General features: G+C 42.5%; 29 protein-coding genes and 1 other annotated feature. All 29 genes read left to right on the top strand.

Translation table 11 applies throughout. The annotated features are described in order from the left end of the window. The first annotated feature begins 8 nt into the window (after positions 1-8). Positions 9-434, top strand: coding sequence for a 50S ribosomal protein L11 (gene rplK / locus MOF34_RS03470; protein WP_003156430.1), 426 nt, complete (start codon positions 9-11; stop codon positions 432-434). Positions 435-528: 94 nt separating this feature from the next. After that, positions 529-1,227, top strand: coding sequence for a 50S ribosomal protein L1 (gene rplA, locus MOF34_RS03465; RefSeq protein WP_268398525.1), 699 nt, complete (start codon positions 529-531; stop codon positions 1,225-1,227). A 46-nt stretch (positions 1,228-1,273) separates the two neighbouring features. After that, positions 1,274-1,414: a sequence feature (ribosomal protein L10 leader region), on the top strand. A 65-nt stretch (positions 1,415-1,479) separates the two neighbouring features. Continuing rightward, positions 1,480-1,980: a 50S ribosomal protein L10 gene (gene rplJ / locus MOF34_RS03460; RefSeq protein WP_268398523.1), complete on the top strand. Its 501-nt coding sequence runs from the start codon at positions 1,480-1,482 to the stop codon at positions 1,978-1,980. 45 nt (positions 1,981-2,025) lie between these two features. Continuing rightward, positions 2,026-2,397 (top strand): 50S ribosomal protein L7/L12, encoded by a 372-nt coding sequence (gene rplL / locus MOF34_RS03455; RefSeq protein ID WP_003156436.1) that lies wholly within the window; start codon positions 2,026-2,028, stop codon positions 2,395-2,397. A gap of 89 nt (positions 2,398-2,486) precedes the next feature. After that, positions 2,487-3,092, top strand: coding sequence for a class I SAM-dependent methyltransferase (locus MOF34_RS03450; RefSeq protein WP_268398522.1), 606 nt, complete (start codon positions 2,487-2,489; stop codon positions 3,090-3,092). 247 nt (positions 3,093-3,339) lie between these two features. Next, complete coding sequence (rpoB, locus tag MOF34_RS03445) at positions 3,340-6,921, top strand: DNA-directed RNA polymerase subunit beta (RefSeq protein ID WP_003225770.1); 3,582 nt, start codon at positions 3,340-3,342, stop codon at positions 6,919-6,921. A gap of 61 nt (positions 6,922-6,982) precedes the next feature. Beyond that, positions 6,983-10,582, top strand: coding sequence for a DNA-directed RNA polymerase subunit beta' (gene rpoC / locus MOF34_RS03440; protein WP_019713052.1), 3,600 nt, complete (start codon positions 6,983-6,985; stop codon positions 10,580-10,582). Between the two features lie 175 nt (positions 10,583-10,757). Beyond that, a complete protein-coding gene (locus tag MOF34_RS03435; protein WP_019713053.1) occupies positions 10,758-11,006 on the top strand; it encodes a 50S ribosomal protein L7ae-like protein in 249 nt (82 codons plus the stop codon). A 113-nt stretch (positions 11,007-11,119) separates the two neighbouring features. Beyond that, positions 11,120-11,536: a 30S ribosomal protein S12 gene (rpsL, locus tag MOF34_RS03430; protein ID WP_003225781.1), complete on the top strand. Its 417-nt coding sequence runs from the start codon at positions 11,120-11,122 to the stop codon at positions 11,534-11,536. A 41-nt stretch (positions 11,537-11,577) separates the two neighbouring features. Further along, complete coding sequence (gene rpsG / locus MOF34_RS03425) at positions 11,578-12,048, top strand: 30S ribosomal protein S7 (protein ID WP_003225784.1); 471 nt, start codon at positions 11,578-11,580, stop codon at positions 12,046-12,048. A 51-nt stretch (positions 12,049-12,099) separates the two neighbouring features. Next, positions 12,100-14,178 (top strand): elongation factor G, encoded by a 2,079-nt coding sequence (gene fusA / locus MOF34_RS03420; RefSeq protein ID WP_019713054.1) that lies wholly within the window; start codon positions 12,100-12,102, stop codon positions 14,176-14,178. Between the two features lie 119 nt (positions 14,179-14,297). Beyond that, the gene (tuf, locus tag MOF34_RS03415) at positions 14,298-15,488 is read left to right on the top strand and encodes an elongation factor Tu (RefSeq protein ID WP_003225787.1); all 1,191 of its coding nucleotides are present in this window, start codon (positions 14,298-14,300) and stop codon (positions 15,486-15,488) included. 99 nt (positions 15,489-15,587) lie between these two features. Next, on the top strand, positions 15,588-16,544 hold the full coding sequence (locus MOF34_RS03410; protein ID WP_268398519.1) for an alpha/beta fold hydrolase: 957 nt from the start codon (positions 15,588-15,590) through the stop codon (positions 16,542-16,544). A gap of 237 nt (positions 16,545-16,781) precedes the next feature. After that, entirely contained in the window at positions 16,782-17,090 is a 309-nt protein-coding gene (rpsJ, locus tag MOF34_RS03405) for a 30S ribosomal protein S10 (RefSeq protein ID WP_003156464.1), read from the top strand. 39 nt (positions 17,091-17,129) lie between these two features. Then, positions 17,130-17,759 (top strand): 50S ribosomal protein L3, encoded by a 630-nt coding sequence (gene rplC / locus MOF34_RS03400; RefSeq protein ID WP_003225791.1) that lies wholly within the window; start codon positions 17,130-17,132, stop codon positions 17,757-17,759. Positions 17,760-17,786: 27 nt separating this feature from the next. Beyond that, on the top strand, positions 17,787-18,410 hold the full coding sequence (rplD, locus tag MOF34_RS03395) for a 50S ribosomal protein L4 (protein ID WP_268398517.1): 624 nt from the start codon (positions 17,787-17,789) through the stop codon (positions 18,408-18,410). After that, positions 18,410-18,697 (top strand): 50S ribosomal protein L23, encoded by a 288-nt coding sequence (rplW, locus tag MOF34_RS03390; protein WP_003225793.1) that lies wholly within the window; start codon positions 18,410-18,412, stop codon positions 18,695-18,697. The genes rplD and rplW overlap by 1 nt, the downstream gene beginning before the upstream one ends. 31 nt (positions 18,698-18,728) lie before the next feature. Further along, a complete protein-coding gene (gene rplB / locus MOF34_RS03385; RefSeq protein ID WP_003225795.1) occupies positions 18,729-19,562 on the top strand; it encodes a 50S ribosomal protein L2 in 834 nt (277 codons plus the stop codon). A 57-nt stretch (positions 19,563-19,619) separates the two neighbouring features. Further along, on the top strand, positions 19,620-19,898 hold the full coding sequence (gene rpsS / locus MOF34_RS03380) for a 30S ribosomal protein S19 (RefSeq protein WP_003156472.1): 279 nt from the start codon (positions 19,620-19,622) through the stop codon (positions 19,896-19,898). Between the two features lie 16 nt (positions 19,899-19,914). Further along, a complete protein-coding gene (gene rplV, locus MOF34_RS03375; protein ID WP_003156475.1) occupies positions 19,915-20,256 on the top strand; it encodes a 50S ribosomal protein L22 in 342 nt (113 codons plus the stop codon). Positions 20,257-20,259: 3 nt separating this feature from the next. Further along, a complete protein-coding gene (gene rpsC / locus MOF34_RS03370) occupies positions 20,260-20,916 on the top strand; it encodes a 30S ribosomal protein S3 (protein ID WP_003225799.1) in 657 nt (218 codons plus the stop codon). A gap of 1 nt (position 20,917) precedes the next feature. Beyond that, positions 20,918-21,352 (top strand): 50S ribosomal protein L16, encoded by a 435-nt coding sequence (rplP, locus tag MOF34_RS03365; protein ID WP_003225801.1) that lies wholly within the window; start codon positions 20,918-20,920, stop codon positions 21,350-21,352. Further along, positions 21,342-21,542 (top strand): 50S ribosomal protein L29, encoded by a 201-nt coding sequence (gene rpmC, locus MOF34_RS03360; RefSeq protein WP_003156482.1) that lies wholly within the window; start codon positions 21,342-21,344, stop codon positions 21,540-21,542. Before rplP ends, rpmC begins: the two co-directional genes overlap by 11 nt. 22 nt (positions 21,543-21,564) lie before the next feature. Further along, positions 21,565-21,828 (top strand): 30S ribosomal protein S17, encoded by a 264-nt coding sequence (gene rpsQ, locus MOF34_RS03355; protein ID WP_003225804.1) that lies wholly within the window; start codon positions 21,565-21,567, stop codon positions 21,826-21,828. 40 nt (positions 21,829-21,868) lie between these two features. After that, the gene (gene rplN, locus MOF34_RS03350; RefSeq protein WP_003225805.1) at positions 21,869-22,237 is read left to right on the top strand and encodes a 50S ribosomal protein L14; all 369 of its coding nucleotides are present in this window, start codon (positions 21,869-21,871) and stop codon (positions 22,235-22,237) included. Between the two features lie 36 nt (positions 22,238-22,273). Beyond that, complete coding sequence (rplX, locus tag MOF34_RS03345) at positions 22,274-22,585, top strand: 50S ribosomal protein L24 (RefSeq protein ID WP_003156486.1); 312 nt, start codon at positions 22,274-22,276, stop codon at positions 22,583-22,585. Positions 22,586-22,611: 26 nt separating this feature from the next. Next, a complete protein-coding gene (gene rplE / locus MOF34_RS03340) occupies positions 22,612-23,151 on the top strand; it encodes a 50S ribosomal protein L5 (RefSeq protein ID WP_003225809.1) in 540 nt (179 codons plus the stop codon). Between the two features lie 22 nt (positions 23,152-23,173). Further along, the gene (gene rpsN, locus MOF34_RS03335; protein ID WP_003156488.1) at positions 23,174-23,359 is read left to right on the top strand and encodes a 30S ribosomal protein S14; all 186 of its coding nucleotides are present in this window, start codon (positions 23,174-23,176) and stop codon (positions 23,357-23,359) included. A gap of 31 nt (positions 23,360-23,390) precedes the next feature. Next, positions 23,391-23,789 carry a 30S ribosomal protein S8 gene (gene rpsH, locus MOF34_RS03330; protein ID WP_003225812.1) on the top strand — a complete coding sequence of 133 codons (399 nt, stop codon included), beginning with the start codon at positions 23,391-23,393 and terminating at the stop codon, positions 23,787-23,789. Positions 23,790-23,798 lie beyond the last annotated feature (9 nt).

Genomic DNA, 23,798 nt, shown 5'->3' with positions numbered 1-23,798 from the left:
TGTGTCTCGTGGCTAAAAAAGTAGTAAAAGTTGTAAAATTGCAAATTCCTGCTGGAAAAGCTAACCCAGCGCCGCCAGTTGGACCTGCACTAGGTCAAGCCGGTGTTAATATCATGGGATTCTGTAAGGAGTTTAACGCTCGTACAGCTGACCAAGCTGGTTTAATCATTCCTGTTGAAATTTCGGTTTACGAAGACCGTTCATTTACATTTATTACAAAAACTCCACCTGCTGCAGTATTGCTTAAAAAAGCAGCTGGAATTGAGTCTGGTTCTGGTGAACCAAACCGTAATAAAGTGGCAACCGTTAAGCGCGATAAAGTACGCGAAATCGCTGAAACGAAAATGCCTGACTTAAACGCAGCAGACGTTGAAGCGGCAATGCGCATGGTTGAAGGTACTGCCCGCAGTATGGGTATTGTAATCGAGGATTAATTTGTTTCTTGTCGGGTTGCGAGTTTTAACAAGTTCGCAACCCTTATTCGTGGGAGGTTATTCCGCTATAACCACATAAGGAGGAAATTTTAAAATGGCTAAAAAAGGTAAAAAGTACGTTGAAGCTGCTAAGCTTGTAGATCGTGCGAAAGCTTACGATGTTTCTGAAGCAGTAGCTCTCGTTAAAAAAACAAACACAGCTAAATTCGACGCTACAGTTGAAGTTGCATTCCGTCTAGGGGTTGACCCTCGTAAAAACGACCAGCAAATCCGCGGAGCAGTTGTGCTTCCAAACGGAACTGGTAAAACTCAGCGCGTTCTCGTTTTCGCAAAAGGCGAAAAAGCGAAAGAAGCTGAAGCTGCTGGTGCAGATTACGTTGGAGATACTGACTACATCAACAAAATTCAACAAGGTTGGTTCGATTTCGATGTAATCGTAGCTACACCTGACATGATGGGTGAAGTTGGTAAAATCGGTCGTGTACTTGGACCAAAAGGTTTAATGCCAAACCCTAAAACTGGTACAGTTACTTTCGAAGTTGAAAAAGCAATCGGCGAAATCAAAGCTGGTAAAGTTGAATACCGCGTTGATAAAGCTGGAAACATTCATGTTCCTATCGGCAAAGTTTCTTTCGAGGATGAAAAACTTGTTGAGAACTTCACAACAATGTACGATACAATCCTGAAAGCTAAACCTGCTGCAGCAAAAGGCGTTTACGTGAAAAACGTTGCTGTAACTTCTACTATGGGACCTGGTGTCAAAGTAGACTCTTCAACTTTCAACGTAAAATAATTTGACATGAAATCAACATTCTGATATGATTCAAAATGTTGTAAAATATAATATATCATTTATACCGTAGACAGTAGGGGCCTAACCGCTTAATTATCCTACCGAGGTGTATATTATCACAGCTATTACGTTACGTATGCTTGTATATACAGCCTCCATGTCTCATGGAGGCTTTTTATATGGAATCCGTCGTCTCAGTCGTGATCACCTAACGGTATAAGTGTTACACAAGAATCTACAGGAGGTGTAACCATGAGCAGCGCAATTGAAACAAAAAAAGTTGTTGTTGAAGAAATTGCTTCTAAACTGAAAGAAAGTAAATCAACGATCATCGTTGATTACCGCGGACTTAACGTTTCTGAAGTAACAGAACTTCGTAAACAGCTTCGTGAAGCTAACGTTGAGTTCAAAGTTTACAAAAACACAATGACTCGCCGTGCGGTTGAACAAGCTGAACTTGATGGTTTGAATGATGTCTTAACTGGACCGAATGCCATTGCATTCAGTACTGAGGATGTTGTCGCTCCAGCTAAAGTTCTTAACGAGTTTGCTAAACAGCATGAAGCTCTTGAAATCAAAGCTGGCGTTATCGAAGGTAAAGTTTCTACTGTTGAAGAAGTGAAAGCTCTTGCTGAACTTCCATCACGCGATGGCTTGCTTTCTATGTTGCTTAGCGTACTTCAAGCTCCAGTTCGCAACTTTGCTCTTGCTGCAAAAGCTGTGGCAGAACAAAAGGAAGAACAAGGCGCTTAATCTAATCGGTTTTTCATAAATTAAAACAAAATGGAGGAATTACAAATGGCTTTAAATATCGAAGAAATCATTGCTTCCGTTAAAGAAGCAACTGTACTTGAATTGAACGACCTAGTAAAAGCAATCGAAGAAGAATTTGGCGTAACTGCTGCTGCTCCTGTAGCTGTAGCTGGCGGAGCTGCTGCAGGCGGAGCTGCTGAAGAGCAAAGCGAATTCGACCTTATCCTTGCTGGTGCAGGTTCTCAAAAAATCAAAGTTATCAAAGTTGTACGTGAAATCACTGGTCTTGGCTTGAAAGAAGCTAAAGAACTTGTTGACAACACTCCAAAACCACTTAAAGAAGGTATTGCTAAAGAAGAAGCTGAAGAGCTTAAAGCTAAACTTGAAGAAGTTGGCGCTTCTGTAGAAGTTAAGTAATCTTCACTTACCTGTAGGGGAAGCTCGCTTTTATGAGGCGAGCTTTTTCTTTGCCATTCTTTAAGACATGACAAAAGGAGGTTCTAATAATGAGTGAGCACTATTATTCAGAAAAACCTTCAGTAAAAAGCAACAAGCAAACCTGGTCTTTTAGGCTTCGTAATAAAGATTTCACGTTTACAAGCGACAGCGGGGTTTTTTCTAAAAAGGAAGTTGATTTTGGATCCCGTCTGCTGATTGATTCTTTTGAAGAGCCTGAAGTTGAGGGCAGCATTCTGGATGTAGGCTGCGGGTATGGCCCGATTGGTCTATCGCTGGCCAGCGACTTTAAAGAGCGGACCATCCACATGATCGACGTTAATGAGAGAGCTGTAGAGCTATCAAATGAAAATGCGGAACAAAACGGAATAACAAACGTTAAGATTTATCAGAGTGATATGTTTTCGAACGTTGATGCTGCTCAAACATTTGCTTCTATTCTTACAAATCCCCCAATCCGAGCCGGAAAAAAAGTTGTCCATGCTATCTTTGAAAAAAGCGCTGAACACTTAAAAGCTTCAGGTGAGTTGTGGATCGTCATACAGAAAAAGCAAGGCGCGCCTTCTGCCATTGAAAAGCTCGAGGAACTGTTCGATGAAGTTTCTATCGTTCAAAAAAAGAAAGGCTATTATATTATAAAAGCAAAAAAAGTTTGACTCGGTATTTTAGCTATGTTAATATTATAAAATGCCAATGTATATATTTTGCTTGATATGATGAATTGTCAATATCTATGTATAAATTATACAAGTATGGAAATGCTAATAAAATCGGTATTTGTTTTTGGATGTGGTTTTCTTAATTAGAAACCCTTTTTTCTTTTGTCTTGTAAAAGTATTTTCTTTTCTTTGAAGAGAAATGCTTATTACACATATAATACGCATGATTTGAGGGGTGAATCAGTTGACAGGTCAACTAGTTCAGTATGGACGACACCGCCAGCGCAGAAGCTATGCTCGCATTAGCGAAGTGTTAGAATTACCAAATCTCATTGAAATTCAAACCTCTTCTTATCAGTGGTTTCTTGATGAGGGTCTTAGAGAGATGTTTCAAGACATATCGCCAATTGAGGATTTCACTGGTAACCTCTCTCTTGAGTTCATTGATTATAGTTTAGGTGAGCCTAAATATCCTGTAGAGGAATCAAAAGAACGTGATGTGACTTACTCAGCTCCGCTAAGAGTGAAGGTTCGTTTAATTAACAAAGAAACTGGAGAGGTAAAAGACCAAGATGTCTTCATGGGTGATTTCCCGATTATGACAGACACAGGTACTTTTATCATTAACGGTGCGGAACGCGTTATCGTTTCCCAGCTTGTTCGGTCTCCAAGTGTATATTTCAGTGGTAAAGTAGACAAAAACGGTAAAAAAGGTTTTACCGCAACTGTCATTCCAAACCGTGGCGCATGGTTAGAATACGAAACTGATGCGAAAGATGTTGTTTATGTCCGCATTGATCGCACACGTAAGTTGCCGGTTACGGTTCTTTTGCGTGCTCTCGGTTTCGGTTCCGATCAAGAGATTCTTGATCTCGTAGGAGAGAACGAGTACCTGCGAAATACGCTTGATAAAGATAACACAGAAAACAGCGACAAAGCGTTGCTAGAAATTTACGAGCGTCTCCGTCCTGGAGAGCCGCCTACAGTAGAAAATGCGAAAAGCTTGCTTGATTCTCGTTTCTTTGATCCGAAACGATACGATCTTGCCAATGTAGGACGCTATAAAATTAATAAAAAACTTCATATTAAGAATCGCCTCTTTAATCAGAGACTTGCTGAAACGCTTGTTGACCCAGAAACAGGAGAAATCCTGGCTGAAAAAGGTCAGATTCTTGATAGAAGAACACTAGATAAAGTACTGCCATACTTAGAAAACGGAATCGGTTTCAGAAAGCTGTATCCGAATGGCGGTGTTGTTGAAGATGAAGTGACTCTTCAATCGATTAAAATCTTTGCTCCGACTGATCAAGAAGGAGAACAGGTTATTAATGTAATCGGCAATGCTTACATTGAAGAAGAGATTAAAAACATTACACCTGCTGATATTATTTCTTCTATCAGCTACTTCTTCAACTTACTGCACGGAGTAGGCGACACAGATGATATCGATCATCTTGGAAACCGCCGTTTACGTTCTGTAGGTGAGCTTCTCCAAAACCAATTCCGTATCGGTTTAAGCCGTATGGAGCGTGTGGTTCGTGAGAGAATGTCAATTCAAGATACGAATACAATTACACCTCAACAGCTGATCAATATTCGTCCTGTTATTGCGTCCATTAAAGAGTTCTTTGGAAGCTCTCAGCTTTCTCAATTCATGGACCAAACGAACCCGCTTGCTGAATTAACGCATAAGCGCCGTCTGTCAGCATTAGGACCGGGCGGATTGACACGTGAGCGTGCCGGAATGGAAGTGCGTGACGTTCACTACTCCCACTATGGCCGTATGTGTCCGATTGAAACGCCTGAGGGACCGAATATCGGTTTAATCAACTCACTTTCATCATATGCAAAAGTAAACCGTTTTGGCTTTATCGAAACGCCATATCGCCGCGTTGACCCTGAAACAGGGAAGGTAACAGGCAGAATCGATTACTTAACTGCTGATGAAGAGGATAACTATGTTGTCGCTCAAGCGAACGCTCGTCTTGATGACGAAGGCGCATTTATTGATGACAGCATCGTAGCCCGTTTCCGCGGGGAGAACACCGTTGTTTCCAGAAACCGTGTCGACTACATGGATGTATCGCCTAAGCAGGTTGTTTCTGCCGCGACAGCATGTATCCCGTTCCTAGAAAACGATGACTCCAACCGTGCCCTCATGGGAGCGAACATGCAGCGTCAGGCTGTGCCTTTGATGCAGCCGGAAGCGCCATTCGTAGGAACTGGTATGGAATACGTATCAGGTAAAGACTCTGGTGCCGCTGTTATTTGTAAACACCCTGGTATTGTTGAACGCGTAGAAGCGAAAAACGTTTGGGTTCGCCGTTATGAAGAAGTCGACGGTCAAAAAGTAAAAGGAAACCTGGATAAATACAGCCTGCTGAAATTTGTCCGCTCTAACCAAGGTACGTGCTACAACCAGCGTCCGATCGTAAGTGTTGGCGATGAAGTGGTAAAAGGAGAAATCCTTGCTGACGGTCCTTCTATGGAGCTTGGTGAACTTGCACTTGGCCGTAACGTCATGGTCGGCTTCATGACATGGGATGGCTACAACTATGAGGATGCCATCATCATGAGTGAACGCCTTGTGAAGGATGATGTTTATACATCTATCCACATCGAAGAATACGAATCAGAAGCACGTGATACGAAACTTGGACCCGAAGAAATCACTCGCGATATTCCAAACGTCGGTGAAGATGCGCTTCGCAATCTTGATGACCGCGGAATTATCCGTATTGGGGCTGAAGTGAAGGACGGAGATCTTCTTGTTGGTAAAGTAACGCCTAAAGGCGTAACTGAATTGACTGCAGAAGAACGCCTGCTTCACGCCATCTTTGGTGAAAAAGCCCGCGAGGTTCGTGATACTTCACTTCGTGTGCCTCACGGCGGCGGTGGAATTATCCACGACGTTAAAGTCTTCAACCGTGAAGATGGAGACGAACTTCCTCCAGGTGTTAACCAGTTAGTACGCGTATATATCGTTCAGAAACGTAAGATTTCTGAAGGGGATAAAATGGCCGGTCGTCACGGTAACAAAGGTGTTATCTCTAAGATTCTTCCTGAAGAGGATATGCCTTATCTTCCTGACGGCACACCAATTGATATCATGCTTAACCCGCTGGGCGTACCATCACGTATGAACATCGGGCAGGTATTGGAGCTTCATATGGGTATGGCCGCTCGGTACCTCGGCATTCACATTGCATCTCCTGTATTTGATGGAGCGCGAGAAGAGGATGTTTGGGAAACACTTGAAGAAGCTGGCATGTCTCGTGACGCTAAAACAGTGCTTTACGACGGACGTACTGGGGAGCCATTTGATAACCGCGTATCTGTCGGTATCATGTACATGATCAAACTGGCTCACATGGTTGACGATAAACTTCATGCACGCTCTACGGGTCCTTACTCACTTGTTACACAGCAGCCTCTTGGCGGTAAAGCGCAATTTGGCGGACAGCGTTTCGGTGAGATGGAGGTATGGGCACTTGAAGCTTACGGTGCGGCTTACACTCTTCAAGAGATTCTGACTGTGAAGTCTGATGACGTGGTTGGACGTGTGAAAACATACGAAGCCATCGTTAAAGGCGACAATGTTCCTGAACCAGGTGTTCCGGAATCATTCAAAGTATTAATCAAAGAGCTTCAAAGCTTAGGTATGGATGTCAAAATCCTTTCTGGTGATGAAGAAGAAATAGAAATGAGAGATTTAGAAGACGAAGAAGATGCGAAACAAGCTGATGGCCTGGCATTATCAGGTGATGAAGAGCCGGAAGAAACAGCATCTGCAGACGTTGAACGAGATGTAGTAACAAAAGAATAATCTCTAGTTATAAAGGCAAGTGACATCGGTTAATCCGAAGATAAAAAGGGAGGTAGGCCCCTTGCTAGATGTGAACAATTTTGAGTATATGAACATCGGTCTTGCTTCACCGGATAAAATCCGTTCATGGTCTTTTGGTGAAGTGAAAAAGCCTGAAACGATAAACTATCGTACGTTAAAACCTGAAAAGGACGGTCTATTCTGCGAACGCATTTTCGGACCGACTAAGGACTGGGAATGTCATTGCGGGAAGTACAAGCGAGTTCGTTATAAAGGCGTAGTTTGTGACCGCTGCGGAGTCGAAGTAACACGGGCTAAAGTCCGTCGTGAGAGAATGGGGCACATTGAATTGGCTGCCCCAGTTTCCCACATTTGGTATTTTAAAGGTATTCCAAGCCGTATGGGTCTTGTGCTGGATATGTCACCTCGTGCTTTAGAAGAAGTCATTTACTTTGCTTCTTACGTTGTAACTGATCCGGCAAACACACCGCTTGAAAAGAAACAGCTTCTGTCTGAAAAAGAATATCGTGCTTATCTTGATAAATACGGTAATAAGTTCCAAGCGTCTATGGGTGCAGAAGCGATTCATAAACTTCTTCAAGATATCGATCTTGTAAAAGAAGTTGATATGTTAAAAGAAGAGCTGAAAACTTCACAAGGACAGCGCCGTACTCGTGCGATCAAACGTCTTGAAGTGTTAGAAGCCTTCCGTAACTCAGGAAACAAGCCTTCTTGGATGATCCTTGATGTGCTTCCTGTTATTCCTCCTGAGCTTAGACCGATGGTTCAGCTAGATGGCGGACGTTTTGCGACTTCTGATTTGAATGACCTTTACCGTCGTGTCATCAACCGTAACAATCGTTTGAAACGCCTTTTGGACCTTGGTGCGCCTAGCATCATTGTTCAAAATGAAAAGCGTATGCTTCAAGAGGCTGTCGATGCTTTAATTGACAACGGCCGCCGCGGACGCCCTGTAACAGGTCCTGGTAACAGACCGTTAAAATCTCTTTCTCACATGTTGAAAGGGAAGCAAGGTCGTTTCCGTCAAAACCTTCTTGGTAAACGTGTCGATTACTCTGGACGTTCTGTAATCGTCGTTGGTCCTCATTTGAAAATGTATCAATGCGGATTACCAAAGGAAATGGCGCTTGAACTTTTCAAACCTTTCGTTATGAAAGAGCTTGTTGAAAAAGGTCTTGCTCACAACATTAAGAGTGCGAAACGTAAAATTGAGCGCGTACAGCCTGAAGTATGGGATGTATTGGAATCAGTTATTAAGGAGCATCCGGTACTTCTGAACCGTGCCCCTACACTTCACAGATTAGGTATCCAAGCGTTCGAACCAACGCTAGTTGAAGGACGTGCAATCCGTCTTCACCCGCTCGTATGTACAGCCTACAACGCTGACTTTGACGGTGACCAAATGGCGGTTCACGTACCACTATCTGCTGAAGCTCAAGCTGAAGCACGCATCTTGATGCTTGCTGCTCAAAACATCTTGAACCCTAAAGATGGTAAACCGGTTGTAACACCGTCTCAGGATATGGTACTGGGTAACTATTACCTGACACTTGAGCGTGCCGGTGCTGTCGGTGAAGGTATGGTCTTCAAGAATACAGACGAAGCGCTTCTTGCTTATCAAAACGGATATGTTCACCTTCATACGAGAGTAGCTGTTGCAGCTAACTCCCTTAAGAATGTGACATTTACGGAAGAACAGCGTTCAAAATTGTTAATTACAACTGTCGGTAAGCTTGTCTTCAATGAAATTCTGCCGGAATCATTCCCTTACATGAATGAACCAACGAAGAGCAACATTGAAGAGAAAACACCTGACCGTTTCTTCTTAGAAAAAGGTGCCGATGTAAAAGCTGTCATTGAACAACAGCCAATCAATGCACCGTTTAAAAAAGGTATTCTGGGTAAAATCATCGCGGAAATCTTTAAACGATTCCATATCACGGAGACGTCTAAAATGCTTGACCGCATGAAAAACCTAGGTTTCAAATATTCAACAAAAGCTGGTATTACAGTTGGGGTTTCTGACATCGTCGTACTCGATGATAAACAAGAAATTCTTGAGGAAGCGCAAGGCAAAGTTGATAACGTCATGAAGCAATTCCGACGTGGTCTAATCACTGAAGAAGAACGCTATGAGAGAGTTATCTCTATCTGGAGTGCTGCAAAAGACGTTATCCAAGGCAAACTGATGAAATCACTTGATGAGCTCAACCCGATTTACATGATGAGTGACTCTGGTGCCCGTGGTAACGCGTCTAACTTTACGCAGCTTGCCGGAATGCGCGGCCTGATGGCCAACCCGGCTGGACGTATCATTGAATTACCGATCAAATCAAGTTTCCGTGAAGGTCTGACAGTATTGGAGTACTTTATCTCCACTCACGGTGCGCGTAAAGGTCTTGCCGATACCGCCCTTAAAACTGCTGACTCAGGTTACCTTACACGCCGTCTCGTTGACGTTGCGCAGGATGTTATCATTCGTGAAACTGATTGCGGAACTGACCGAGGCATTCTTGCTAAGCCTCTTAAAGAAGGAACTGAAACAATTGAGCGCTTAGAAGAACGCTTAATTGGCCGTTTTGCAAGAAAACAAGTGAAACACCCTGAAACAGGTGAAGTGCTTGTAAATGAAAACGAACTGATCGATGAAGATAAAGCACTGGAGATTGTTGAAGCCGGCATTGAAGAAGTGTGGATCCGTTCTGCCTTCACATGTAATACGCCACATGGTGTATGTAAACGATGCTATGGCCGAAATCTTGCAACTGGCTCCGATGTCGAAGTCGGTGAAGCTGTCGGTATCATTGCTGCCCAATCAATCGGTGAGCCTGGTACACAGTTAACAATGCGTACATTCCATACAGGCGGGGTTGCCGGAGACGATATCACACAGGGTCTTCCGCGTATCCAAGAGCTTTTCGAAGCGCGTAATCCGAAAGGTCAGGCAACAATTACAGAAATCGACGGTACAGTCGTTGAGATCAATGAAGTTCGTGATAAGCAACAGGAAATTGTGGTTCAAGGCGCAGTGGAAACACGTTCTTATACGGCACCTTATAACTCCCGCCTGAAAGTAGCGGAAGGAGATAAAATTACTCGAGGCCAAGTACTGACAGAAGGTTCAATCGATCCGAAAGAGCTTCTTAAAGTGACTGACCTGACTACTGTTCAAGAGTATCTTCTCCATGAAGTTCAAAAGGTTTACCGTATGCAGGGTGTTGAAATCGGCGATAAACACGTAGAAGTAATGGTTCGCCAGATGCTTCGCAAAGTCCGCGTAATTGACGCCGGTGACACTGATGTACTTCCAGGTACATTGCTTGATATTCACCAATTTACTGAAGCAAACAAAAAGGTATTGCTTGAAGGCAATCGTCCTGCTACAGGGCGTCCTGTCTTGCTCGGTATTACAAAAGCATCTCTTGAAACTGATTCATTCTTATCTGCAGCTTCCTTCCAGGAAACAACACGTGTCCTTACAGACGCAGCGATCAAAGGTAAGCGTGATGAGCTTCTTGGCTTGAAAGAGAATGTTATCATCGGTAAGCTTGTTCCAGCTGGTACAGGTATGATGAAATACCGTAAAGTAAAACCAGTTTCAAATGTTCAGCCGACTGAAGATATGGTTCCGGTTGAGTAACTGATTTAATGTTGCTGAAAGACTGTAAAAGCAGTCTTTCAGCAATAATTAATAAAAAATCACTCTATGAGAAGTGCGAAACTAAAAATTGTCATACCTTGTTGACATTCGCCTCCTAGAATGATAATATAACCAAGGTGCTCGAAATAAACCTGTTACTTTGGAGGATATGTTTATGTCTTATGATAAAGTATCACAGGCCAAATCAATTATTATTGGTACGAAGCAAACAGTGAAAGCTCTAAAACGAGGTTCAGTAAAGGAAGTAGTCGTTGCAAAAGACGCAGATCCGCTACTCACGTCAAGTGTTGTTTCACTTGCGGAAGATCAAGGTATCTCTGTCTCAATGGTTGAATCCATGAAAAAGCTCGGCAAAGCCTGCGGAATTGAGGTAGGAGCAGCCGCTGTTGCCATTATTTTATAACGTACTTTTGTTTTTGCGTAAGAATTGTTCTTGTGTAAAGACATTGTTTTTTGCCTTTTGATGAACCACCTGGGTATGTGGGTTATAAAACGTAATGAAGGGAGGAAAAATACATGCCTACAATTAATCAGCTAATTCGCAAAGGACGCGTGAGTAAAGTAGAAAACTCAAAGTCTCCTGCACTTAACAAAGGATACAACAGCTTTAAAAAAGAGCACACTAACGTATCTTCTCCACAAAAACGCGGGGTATGTACTCGTGTTGGTACAATGACACCGAAAAAACCGAACTCAGCACTTCGTAAATATGCTCGTGTTCGTTTAACTAACGGAATCGAGGTTACTGCTTACATTCCTGGTATCGGTCACAACCTGCAAGAGCACAGTGTTGTACTTATCCGTGGCGGACGTGTAAAAGACTTACCAGGGGTACGCTACCACATCGTTCGTGGTGCGCTTGACACTGCTGGAGTTGAAAACCGTGCACAAGGCCGTTCTAAATACGGTACGAAAAAACCTAAAGCAAAATAATAAACGAACATACGCATAATTGATGAAGGGAGGATATTCAGATGCCACGTAAAGGTCCTGTAGCAAAAAGAGACGTTTTACCTGATCCGATTTACAACTCTAAGCTTGTATCTCGTCTAATCAACAAAATGATGATCGATGGTAAAAAAGGTAAGTCTCAAACAATCCTATACAAGTCATTCGATATCATTAAAGAACGTACTGGCAATGATGCAATGGAGGTTTTCGAACAAGCATTGAAAAACATCATGCCTGTACTTGAAGTAAAAGCACGCCGTGTAGGTGGTGCGAACTACCAAGTTCCTGTAGAAGTTCGTCCTGAACGTCGTACGACTCTTGGACTTCGCTGGTTAGTAAACTACGCTCGTCTTCGCGGAGAAAAAACGATGGAAGAGCGTTTAGCTAACGAAATCCTTGACGCAGCCAACAATACTGGTGCTGCTGTTAAGAAACGTGAAGATACTCATAAGATGGCTGAAGCAAACAAAGCATTTGCTCACTATCGTTGGTAGGATTTATATATTAAAAACACAATTTCCCAATAAGGAAGGAGAAATTACCCAATGGCAAGAGAGTTCTCCTTAGACAAAACTCGTAATATCGGGATCATGGCTCACATTGATGCCGGTAAAACGACTACTACAGAACGTATCTTGTTCTACACTGGTCGTATCCACAAAATTGGTGAAACTCATGAAGGAGCTTCACAAATGGACTGGATGGAGCAGGAACAAGAACGTGGTATCACAATCACTTCCGCTGCGACAACTGCACAGTGGAAAGGATACCGCGTAAACATCATCGATACTCCAGGACACGTAGACTTCACAGTTGAAGTTGAACGTTCTCTTCGTGTACTTGATGGTGCTGTTGCTGTACTTGACGCACAATCAGGCGTTGAGCCTCAAACAGAAACTGTTTGGCGTCAGGCAACAACTTACGGAGTACCGCGTATCGTTTTTGTTAACAAAATGGACAAAATCGGTGCAGACTTCCTTTACTCTGTAGGAACTTTAAGAGACCGTCTTCAAGCAAACGCTCATGCAATTCAATTGCCGATCGGTGCTGAAGATAACTTCGAAGGTATCATCGACCTTGTAGAAAACGTTGCGTATTACTACGAAGATGACCTCGGAACTCGTTCTGATGCGAAAGAAATCCCTGAAGAGTACAAAGAGCAAGCTGAAGAGCTTCGCAACAGCCTCATTGAAGCTGTTTGTGAGCTTGATGAAGAGCTTATGGATAAATACCTTGAGGGCGAAGAAATTACGATTGACGAGTTAAAAGCAGGCATTCGTAAAGGTACATTGAATGTTGAATTCTACCCTGTTCTTGTTGGTTCTGCCTTCAAAAACAAAGGTGTTCAACTAGTACTTGATGCTGTTCTTGACTACCTTCCTGCACCAACTGACGTTGCTGCAATTAAAGGTACACGTCCTGACACAAATGAAGAGATTGAGCGTCATTCTTCTGATGAAGAGCCATTCTCTGCATTAGCATTTAAAGTTATGACTGACCCTTACGTTGGTAAGTTGACGTTCTTCCGTGTGTACTCTGGAACACTTGATTCCGGTTCATACGTGAAAAACTCTACTAAAGGCAAACGTGAGCGCGTTGGACGTATCCTTCAAATGCACGCTAACAGCCGTGAAGAAATCGCTACTGTTTACGCAGGAGATATCGCAGCTGCTGTAGGTCTAAAAGATACAACAACTGGAGATACTCTATGTGATGAGAAGGATCTTGTTATCCTTGAATCAATGGAATTCCCAGAACCAGTTATCGACGTTGCTATTGAGCCTAAATCAAAAGCTGACCAAGATAAAATGGGTATCGCTTTAGCAAAACTTGCTGAAGAAGATCCTACATTCCGTACTCAAACAAACCCAGAAACTGGCCAAACGATCATCTCTGGTATGGGTGAACTTCACCTCGATATCATTGTTGACCGTATGAAACGCGAATTTAAAGTAGAAGCCAATGTTGGTGCCCCTCAGGTTGCGTACCGTGAAACATTCCGTACCGGTGCAAAAGTTGAAGGTAAATTCGTACGTCAGTCTGGTGGACGCGGTCAGTTCGGACACGTTTGGATCGAATTCGAACCAAACGAAGAAGGCGCTGGCTTTGAATTTGAAAATGCGATTGTCGGTGGGGTAGTTCCACGTGAATACATCCCAGCTGTTCAAGCAGGTCTGGAAGATGCACTTGAAAATGGTGTACTAGCAGGCTTCCCGCTTATCGACATTAAAGCAAAACTTTTCGATGGTTCTTACCATGATGTTGACTCAAACGAAATGGCATTTAAAGTTGCTGCTTCTATGGCATTGAAAAATGCAGTCAAAAAATGTAACCCAGTTCTTCTTGAACCAATCATGAAAGTAGAAGTGGTTATTCCGGAAGAATACATGGGTGATATCATGGGTGATATTACTTCACGTCGCGGACGCGTAGAAGGTATGGAAGCACGCGGTAACGCTCAAGTTGTACGCGCTATGGTTCCTCTTGCTGAAATGTTCGGTTACGCTACTGCACTTCGTTCTAATACGCAAGGTCGCGGTACGTTTACTATGTTCATGGATCACTACGAAGAAGTGCCGAAGAGCGTTTCAGAAGAAATTATCAAAAAAAATAAAGGCGAATAATTGATTTTGCCTCTTAACTCAAGTATAACTACTATTGTAAGATGAGGAAGTGAAAGCTTTCTTTCACTTCCTATCACTCTATACATTACTAATTAAAAGCTCTTAAGGAGGATTTTAGAATGGCTAAAGAAAAATTCGACCGTTCCAAATCACATGCCAATATTGGTACTATTGGACACGTTGACCATGGTAAAACAACTTTAACTGCTGCTATCACAACAGTACTTCATAAGAAATCTGGTAAAGGTACAGCTATGGCGTACGATCAAATTGATGGTGCACCAGAAGAACGCGAGCGCGGTATCACAATCTCTACTGCACACGTTGAGTACGAAACTGAAACTCGTCACTATGCACACGTTGACTGCCCAGGACACGCTGACTATGTTAAAAACATGATCACTGGTGCTGCGCAAATGGACGGAGCTATCCTTGTAGTATCTGCTGCTGATGGCCCAATGCCACAAACTCGTGAGCACATCCTTCTTTCTAAAAACGTTGGTGTACCATACATCGTTGTATTCTTGAACAAATGCGACATGGTAGACGACGAAGAGCTTCTTGAACTAGTTGAAATGGAAGTTCGCGATCTTCTTAGCGAATACGACTTCCCTGGTGATGATGTACCAGTAATCAAAGGTTCTGCTCTTAAAGCTCTTGAAGGTGACGCTGATTACGAAGCAAAAATCTTCGAACTTATGGATGCAGTTGATGAGTACATCCCAACTCCAGAACGTGACACTGAAAAACCATTCATGATGCCAGTTGAGGACGTATTCTCAATCACTGGTCGTGGTACAGTTGCAACTGGACGTGTAGAACGCGGACAAGTTAAAGTCGGTGACGAAGTTGAAATCATCGGTCTTCAAGAAGAAAACAAGAAAACAACTGTTACAGGTGTTGAAATGTTCCGTAAGCTTCTTGATTACGCTGAAGCTGGTGACAACATTGGTGCCCTTCTTCGCGGTGTATCTCGTGAAGAAATCCAACGTGGTCAAGTACTTGCTAAACCAGGTACAATCACTCCACACAGCAAATTCAAAGCTGAAGTTTACGTTCTTTCTAAAGAAGAGGGTGGACGTCATACTCCATTCTTCTCTAACTACCGTCCTCAGTTCTACTTCCGTACAACTGACGTAACTGGTATCATCCATCTTCCAGAAGGCGTAGAAATGGTTATGCCTGGAGATAACACTGAAATGAACGTTGAACTTATCTCTACAATCGCTATCGAAGAAGGAACTCGTTTCTCTATTCGTGAAGGCGGACGTACTGTTGGTTCAGGCGTTGTTTCTACAATCACTGAGTAATAGTATGATTATAAAAGAGGCCCCTTGTGGGTCTCTTTTTTTGTTTGCTTTTCTTTTTCTTGTATAATAGGATCTATCATATTTGAGGGGCTAATTCTTATGATTCCTGAAAAGAGATCAATCGCTATTATGAAAGAACTGAGGATTGAAAATACAAAGCAAACGCTGATGATTAATGGGGCTGATGTAAAAAATCCATTATTGCTTTTTTTACACGGTGGTCCGGGGGCGCCGCAAATCGGATATGCTAGACATTATCAAAAAGAGCTGGAGCTGCATTTCACGATAGTACATTGGGATCAAAGAGGATCTGGGCTTTCATATTCAAAACGAATTCCTCATCACTCGATGACAATAAGTCATTTCATTAATGATACAATTCAAGTCACTCAATGGCTCTTATATTATTTTTCAAAAACAAAAGTGTATCTTGCCGGTCATTCGTGGGGCACGCTGCTGGCACTTCTTGTACTGCAACAGCGCCCGGACTTGTTTTATGCTTATTACGGAATCAGTCAGGTTGTTAATCCTCACTATGAAGAATCAGCTGCTTATCAATATATACGTGAAATCTCTGTTGCAAAGAAAGCAGGTATCGTATTCTCTCTCATACGTTTCATTGGCGCTCCACCTTGGAAGAAGGATATCCAGCACTTTATCTATCGGTTGTGTGTCGAGATGAGCAGGGGAGGATTCACTCACCAGCGTCGTCAATCTCTTGCTATATTATTTCAAATGCTTTCTGGCAAAGAGTATGGGATAAGAAACATGCACAGTTTCCTCAATGGATTGCACTTCAGCAAAAAACATTTAACTGATGAGTTATACCGGTTTAATGCATTTAGATCAGTTCCTTCTATTAAAGTACCGTGCTTTTTCATTTCGGGGAGACATGATTTAATTGTTCCTGCTGAAATATCGAAACAGTATTATCGTGAGCTTATAGCACCTGAAAAGCATTGGTTTCAATTTGAGAAATCCGCTCACACCCCGCATATCGAGGAGCCGTCATTATTCGCAAATACACTGAGTCGCCACGCACTGTACCACTTATGATAGGTCCTTGATAAATAAGAAAAACACCTGTATAATAAAAAAAGTGTGCAAACCATGCATATTTTAAATAAGTCTTGCAACATACGTCTATTTTCTGTATAATGGTGTATGTTGGTCTTTGACTGCGATGAAGTGAGAGGTTGCTGACACACCCGGCCGCTTTGCCATGGCAAAGGTGTTCAGGTTTTTCTCACGGAGAACTGTCTAACTTGATGTAGGCGAAAAGGAGGGAAAATAATGGCAAAACAAAAAATTCGTATTCGTTTGAAAGCATATGATCATAGAATCCTTGATCAATCTGCAGAGAAGATTGTTGAAACGGCAAAACGTTCTGGTGCTAGTGTATCTGGTCCGATCCCGTTGCCAACTGAAAAATCAGTTTACACAATCCTTCGTGCGGTGCACAAATACAAAGATTCTCGTGAGCAATTTGAAATGCGTACACATAAACGTTTAATCGATATTGTGAACCCAACACCACAAACTGTTGATGCTCTCATGCGATTAGACTTACCATCTGGTGTCGATATCGAAATCAAACTTTAATTCTAAAATATAGAATGATCTTAATAGGAGGTGTGACGAATGACCAAAGGAATCTTAGGAAGAAAAATTGGTATGACGCAAGTATTCGCTGAGAATGGTGATCTTATTCCGGTAACTGTTATCGAGGCTGCTCCCAACGTTGTTCTTCAAAAGAAATCAACTGAAAACGACGGTTACGAAGCAATCCAGCTTGGTTTTGACGACAAGCGTGAAAAGCTTTCTAACAAACCTGAAAAAGGGCACGTTGCAAAAGCGGAAACTGCTCCTAAGCGCTTCGTTAAAGAATTACGCGGAGTGGAAATGGATGCGTATGAAGTTGGTCAGGAAGTCAAGGTTGAAATTTTCTCTGCTGGAGAAATCGTAGATGTAACAGGAGTATCTAAAGGTAAAGGTTTCCAAGGTGCAATCAAGCGCCACGGACAATCTCGCGGACCTATGTCTCACGGTTCACGCTACCACCGTCGTCCTGGTTCAATGGGACCTGTAGATCCTAACCGTGTATTCAAAGGTAAACTATTGCCTGGACGTATGGGCGGAGAGCAAATCACTGTTCAAAACCTTGAAATCGTAAAAGTTGATGCAGAACGCAATCTTCTTTTGATCAAAGGTAACGTACCTGGTGCGAAGAAATCTTTAATCACTGTTAAAAGTGCTGTTAAATCTAAATAACTCTCTTAGGAAAGGAGGAAATTGATCATGCCAAAAGTAGCATTATACAACCAAAACGGTTCTACTGCTGGTGACATCGAATTAAACGCTTCTGTATTTGGTATCGACCCAAATGAGAGTGTTGTATTCGACGCTATTCTTATGCAAAGAGCTTCCTTACGTCAAGGATCTCATAAAGTAAAAAATCGTTCTGAAGTACGCGGCGGAGGTCGTAAACCATGGCGTCAAAAAGGTACTGGACGTGCCCGTCAAGGTTCTATCCGTTCACCGCAATGGCGCGGAGGTGGTGTCGTATTCGGCCCAACACCACGCAGCTATTCTTATAAATTACCTAAAAAAGTTCGCCGCTTGGCAATCAAATCAGTATTGTCTTCTAAAGTAAACGACAACAACATCATCGTACTTGAAGATCTTACTCTTGATACGGCTAAAACAAAAGAAATGGCAGCTATCCTTAAAGGATTATCTGTTGAGAAAAAAGCTTTAATCGTAACTGCGGATGCTAACGAAGCAGTAGCTTTATCTGCTCGCAACATTCCTGGAGTTACTGTAGTTGAAGCTAACGGAATCAACGTTTTAGACGTTGTCAACCACGAGAAGCTTCTGATTACAAAAGCAGCGGTTGAAAAAGTAGAGGAGGTGCTTGCATAATGAAAGATCCTCGTGATGTTCTAAAGCGCCCCGTCATTACTGAACGTTCTGCTGATTTAATGGCTGAAAAGAAATATACTTTTGAAGTTGATGTAAGAGCTAACAAAACAGAAGTGAAAGACGCGGTTGAAAGCATCTTTGGAGTGAAAGTTGACAAAGTCAACATCATGAACTACAAAGGTAAATCAAAACGTGTTGGACGCTATACTGGTATGACTAGCCGTCGCAGAAAAGCGATCGTAAAACTTACTGCAGACAGCAAAGAAATCGAAATTTTTGAAGCTTAATTATCTGTAAAAAGAAGGAGGGAAATTCAAAATGGCGATTAAAAAGTATAAACCGACCTCTAATGGACGTCGTGGTATGACAACTTCAGATTTTGCTGAAATCACGACTGACAAGCCGGAAAAATCCTTGCTTGCTCCCCTTCACAAAAAAGGCGGACGTAACAACCAAGGTAAACTGACTGTACGTCACCAAGGTGGCGGACATAAACGCCAATACCGTGTTATCGACTTCAAACGCGATAAAGATGGTATACCTGGACGCGTTGCTACAGTTGAATACGATCCAAACCGTTCAGCTAACATCGCTCTAATCAACTATGCAGACGGAGAAAAACGTTACATTCTTGCTCCTAAAGGAATTCAAGTGGGTACTGAAATTATGTCAGGTCCTGAAGCTGACATTAAAGTAGGTAATGCACTTCCACTTATCAACATCCCTGTTGGTACAGTTGTGCATAACATTGAATTAAAACCTGGTAAAGGCGGACAGCTTGTACGTTCAGCTGGTACATCTGCACAGGTTCTTGGTAAAGAAGGTAAATACGTTCTTGTACGTCTTAACTCTGGAGAAGTTCGCATGATTCTTTCTGCTTGCCGTGCTTCTATCGGTCAAGTAGGTAACGAACAACACGAACTTATCAACATTGGTAAAGCTGGACGTTCTCGCTGGAAAGGCATCCGTCCTACAGTTCGTGGTTCTGTAATGAACCCTAACGATCACCCACACGGTGGTGGTGAAGGACGTGCGCCAATCGGACGTAAATCACCAATGTCTCCATGGGGCAAACCGACTCTTGGATTCAAGACTCGTAAGAAAAAGAACAAATCCGATAAATTTATCGTACGTCGTCGTAAAAATAAATAACGGGGTTGTCTACGGTTCACTTCGGACCGTAGTGCAATCACGAAGGGAGGTTCCAAAATGGCTCGCAGCTTGAAAAAAGGACCATTTGTCGATGGACACTTGATGACAAAAATCGAGAAATTAAATGAAACAGACAAGAAACAAGTCGTAAAAACTTGGTCTCGTCGTTCTACTATTTTCCCACAGTTTATTGGTCACACAATCGCAGTCTATGACGGACGTAAACACGTGCCTGTATTCATCTCTGAAGATATGGTAGGGCACAAGTTGGGTGAATTCGCTCCAACTCGTACGTACAAAGGTCATGCTAGTGATGACAAAAAAACAAGACGCTAAGAGAGGAGGCTTTTAAATGCAAGCTAAAGCTGTTGCAAGAACAGTCCGTATTGCTCCTCGTAAAGCACGTCTAGTAATGGACCTGATTCGAGGCAAGCAAGTAGGTGAGGCAGTATCAATCTTGAACCTTACACCAAGAGCTGCTTCTCCGATTATCGAGAAAGTATTAAAATCCGCTATTGCAAATGCTGAGCATAACTATGAAATGGACGCTAACAACCTGGTTATTTCTCAAGCATTCGTTGACGAAGGCCCTACGTTAAAAAGATTTCGCCCACGTGCTATGGGACGTGCGAGCCAAATCAACAAACGTACGAGCCACATTACAATCGTTGTATCAGAAAAGAAGGAGGGATAAGTAGTGGGTCAAAAGGTAAATCCAGTTGGTCTTCGTATCGGAGTCATTCGTGATTGGGAATCTAAGTGGTACGCTGGTAAAGATTACGCTGACTTCCTGCACGAAGATTTAAAAATTCGTGAATACATTAGCAAACGCCTTTCTGACGCTTCTGTTTCTAAAGTGGAAATCGAGCGTGCAGCAAATCGCGTTAACATTACGATCCACACAGCTAAGCCTGGTATGGTTATCGGTAAAGGCGGTTCTGAAGTTGAATCACTTCGCAAAGCCCTTAACAGCCTTACTGGCAAGCGTGTACACATTAACATTCTTGAAATCAAAAGAGCAGATCTTGATGCACAGCTAGTTGCTGACAACATCGCTCGTCAATTAGAAAACCGTGTTTCTTTCCGCCGTGCACAGAAACAACAAATCCAACGTACTATGCGCGCTGGAGCACAAGGTGTGAAAACAATGGTTTCTGGTCGTCTTGGCGGTGCAGATATCGCTCGTTCTGAATACTACAGTGAAGGAACTGTTCCATTGCACACATTACGTGCGGACATTGACTATGCAACATCTGAAGCTGACACTACTTACGGTAAGCTTGGTGTGAAAGTCTGGATCTATCGTGGAGAGGTTCTTCCTACTAAGAAGAAAACTGAGGAAGGAGGAAAATAATATGTTATTACCAAAACGCGTTAAATATCGCAGAGAGCATCGCGGAAAAATGCGTGGCCGTGCGAAAGGCGGTACTGAAGTACATTTCGGTGAATTCGGTATCCAAGCTCTTGAAGCATCTTGGATCACTAACCGTCAAATCGAAGCTGCACGTATTGCGATGACTCGTTACATGAAACGTGGCGGTAAAGTTTGGATCAAAATTTTCCCTTCTAAACCTTACACTGCTAAACCACTTGAGGTACGTATGGGATCCGGTAAAGGGGCTCCAGAAGGTTGGGTAGCTGTTGTAAAACCGGGCAAAGTTTTATTTGAAATTTCTGGTGTATCTGAAGAGGTTGCTCGTGAAGCGCTTCGTCTTGCATCTCACAAATTGCCAATTAAAACGAAGTTCGTAAAACGTGAAGAAATTGGTGGTGAATCAAATGAAAGCTAATGAAATTCGTGACCTTACCACTGCTGAAATTGAACAAAAAGTAAAGTCTCTTAAAGAAGAACTTTTCAATCTTCGCTTTCAATTAGCGACAGGACAACTTGAAAATACTGCTCGCATTCGTGAAGTGCGCAAAGCTATCGCGCGCATGAAAACTGTGATTCGTGAAAGAGAAATTGCTGCTAATAAATAATCACTGAGGGGAGGTCGTGAGCATGAGCGAACGTAACCAGCGCAAAGTTTACCAAGGCCGTGTTGTTTCTGACAAAATGGATAAAACCATCACTGTTGTTGTTGAAACATACAAAAAACATACACTTTACGGTAAACGCGTAAAATACTCAAAAAAATTCAAAGCACATGATGAAAATAATCAAGCTAAAATTGGCGACATCGTAAAGATCATGGAAACTCGTCCATTGTCTGCAACTAAGCGTTTCCGTCTAGTTGAAGTTGTCGAAGAAGCTGTTATTATCTAATAAAGTTCGGAATTCTTTTTCCGAAGGGAGGTAACAAATAATGATTCAACAAGAGACTCGTTTAAAAGTAGCTGACAACTCTGGCGCACGTGAAGTACTTACTATTAAAGTTCTTGGTGGTTCTGGACGTAAAACAGCTAACATTGGTGATGTAATTGTTTGCACGGTTAAACAAGCAACACCAGGAGGCGTTGTCAAAAAAGGTGAAGTCGTAAAAGCTGTTATCGTTCGCACTAAAAGCGGAGCGCGCAGAAGTGACGGTTCATACATCAGCTTCGATGAGAATGCATGTGTTATCATCCGTGACGACAAGAGCCCACGCGGAACTCGTATCTTCGGACCAGTTGCTCGTGAATTGCGTGAAAACAACTTTATGAAAATTGTTTCTCTAGCTCCAGAAGTTATCTAATGAAATAAATGCCTTAGTCAAGGAGGTGCGATCAGGATGCATGTTAAAAAAGGCGATAAAGTAATGGTTATCTCTGGTAAAGATAAAGGCAAACAAGGAACAATCCTTGCTGCTTTCCCTAAAAAGGACCGCGTTTTAGTTGAAGGTGTAAACATGGTGAAGAAACACTCTAAACCAACTCAAGCTAACCCTCAAGGCGGTATTTCTAATCAAGAGGCGCCAATTCATGTATCAAACGTTATGCCGCTCGATCCTAAAACAGGTGAAGTGACTCGCGTAGGATACAAAGTGGAAGATGGCAAAAAAGTTCGTGTAGCAAAAAAATCTGGGCAAGTTCTAGATAAATAGTATTAAAAGGAAGGGAGGTCTATCTCATGAACCGCCTTAAAGAAAAGTACAATAAAGAAATTGCACCTGCTTTAATGACAAAGTTCAACTATGATTCTGTCATGCAAGTGCCTAAAATCGAAAAAATCGTAATCAACATGGGTGTTGGTGACGCTGTTCAAAACGCGAAAGCAATCGACAGTGCTGTTGAAGAATTAACGTTTATCGCAGGTCAAAAACCTGTCGTTACTCGTGCGAAGAAATCAATTGCTGGATTCCGTCTTCGTGAGGGAATGCCTATCGGTGCGAAAGTAACTCTTCGCGGAGAGCGCATGTATGATTTCCTTGATAAACTTATTTCTGTATCTTTACCGCGTGTACGTGACTTCCGCGGGGTTTCTAAAAAATCTTTCGACGGTCGCGGTAACTACACACTTGGTATCAAAGAACAGTTAATCTTCCCTGAAATTGACTACGATAAAGTAACAAAGGTTCGCGGAATGGACATCGTTATCGTAACAACTGCTAATACTGACGAAGAAGCTCGTGAGCTATTAACTCAAGTAGGTATGCCGTTCCAGAAATAATCAATGAAAGGGAGGCGAAATCGTGGCTAAAAAGTCTATGATTGCGAAACAACAACGTACACCAAAGTTTAAAGTACAAGAGTACACACGCTGTGAACGCTGCGGACGTCCGCATTCAGTCATTCGTAAATTTAAACTTTGCCGTATTTGTTTCCGTGAGCTTGCATATAAAGGACAAATTCCTGGCGTGAAAAAAGCCAGCTGGTAATCCCCAAGAAAGGGAAGGAGGTAATTATATAATGGTTATGACAGATCCAATTGCAGATATGCTAACTCGTATTCGCAATGCAAACATGGTACGTCATGAGAAGCTTGAAATTCCTGCTTCTAAATTGAAAAGAGAAATTGCTGAAATTTTAAAGCGTGAAGGTTTCATTCGTGACGTTGAGTTCGTAGAAGACAGCAAACAAGGTATCATCCGCGTTTTCTTGAAATACGGACAAAACAACGAGCGCGTTATCACTGGTCTTAAAAGAATCAGCAAGCCTGGTTTGCGTGTTTATGCTAAATCTAATGAAGTACCTCGCGTACTTAACGGTCTTGGAATCGCGATTCTTTCTACATCACAAGGTGTTTTAACGGACAAAGAAGCCCGTGCAAAACAAGCTGGTGGAGAAGTTCTAGCATACGTTTGGTAAGAAGTTTAA

This window comes from Bacillus sp. T17B1 (assembly GCF_026796395.1).
GTDB lineage: Bacteria > Bacillota > Bacilli > Bacillales > Bacillaceae > Bacillus > Bacillus spizizenii_A.
Note: the sequence above shows the minus strand (reverse complement) of the source record. Positions and strands in the feature narration are given on the sequence as shown.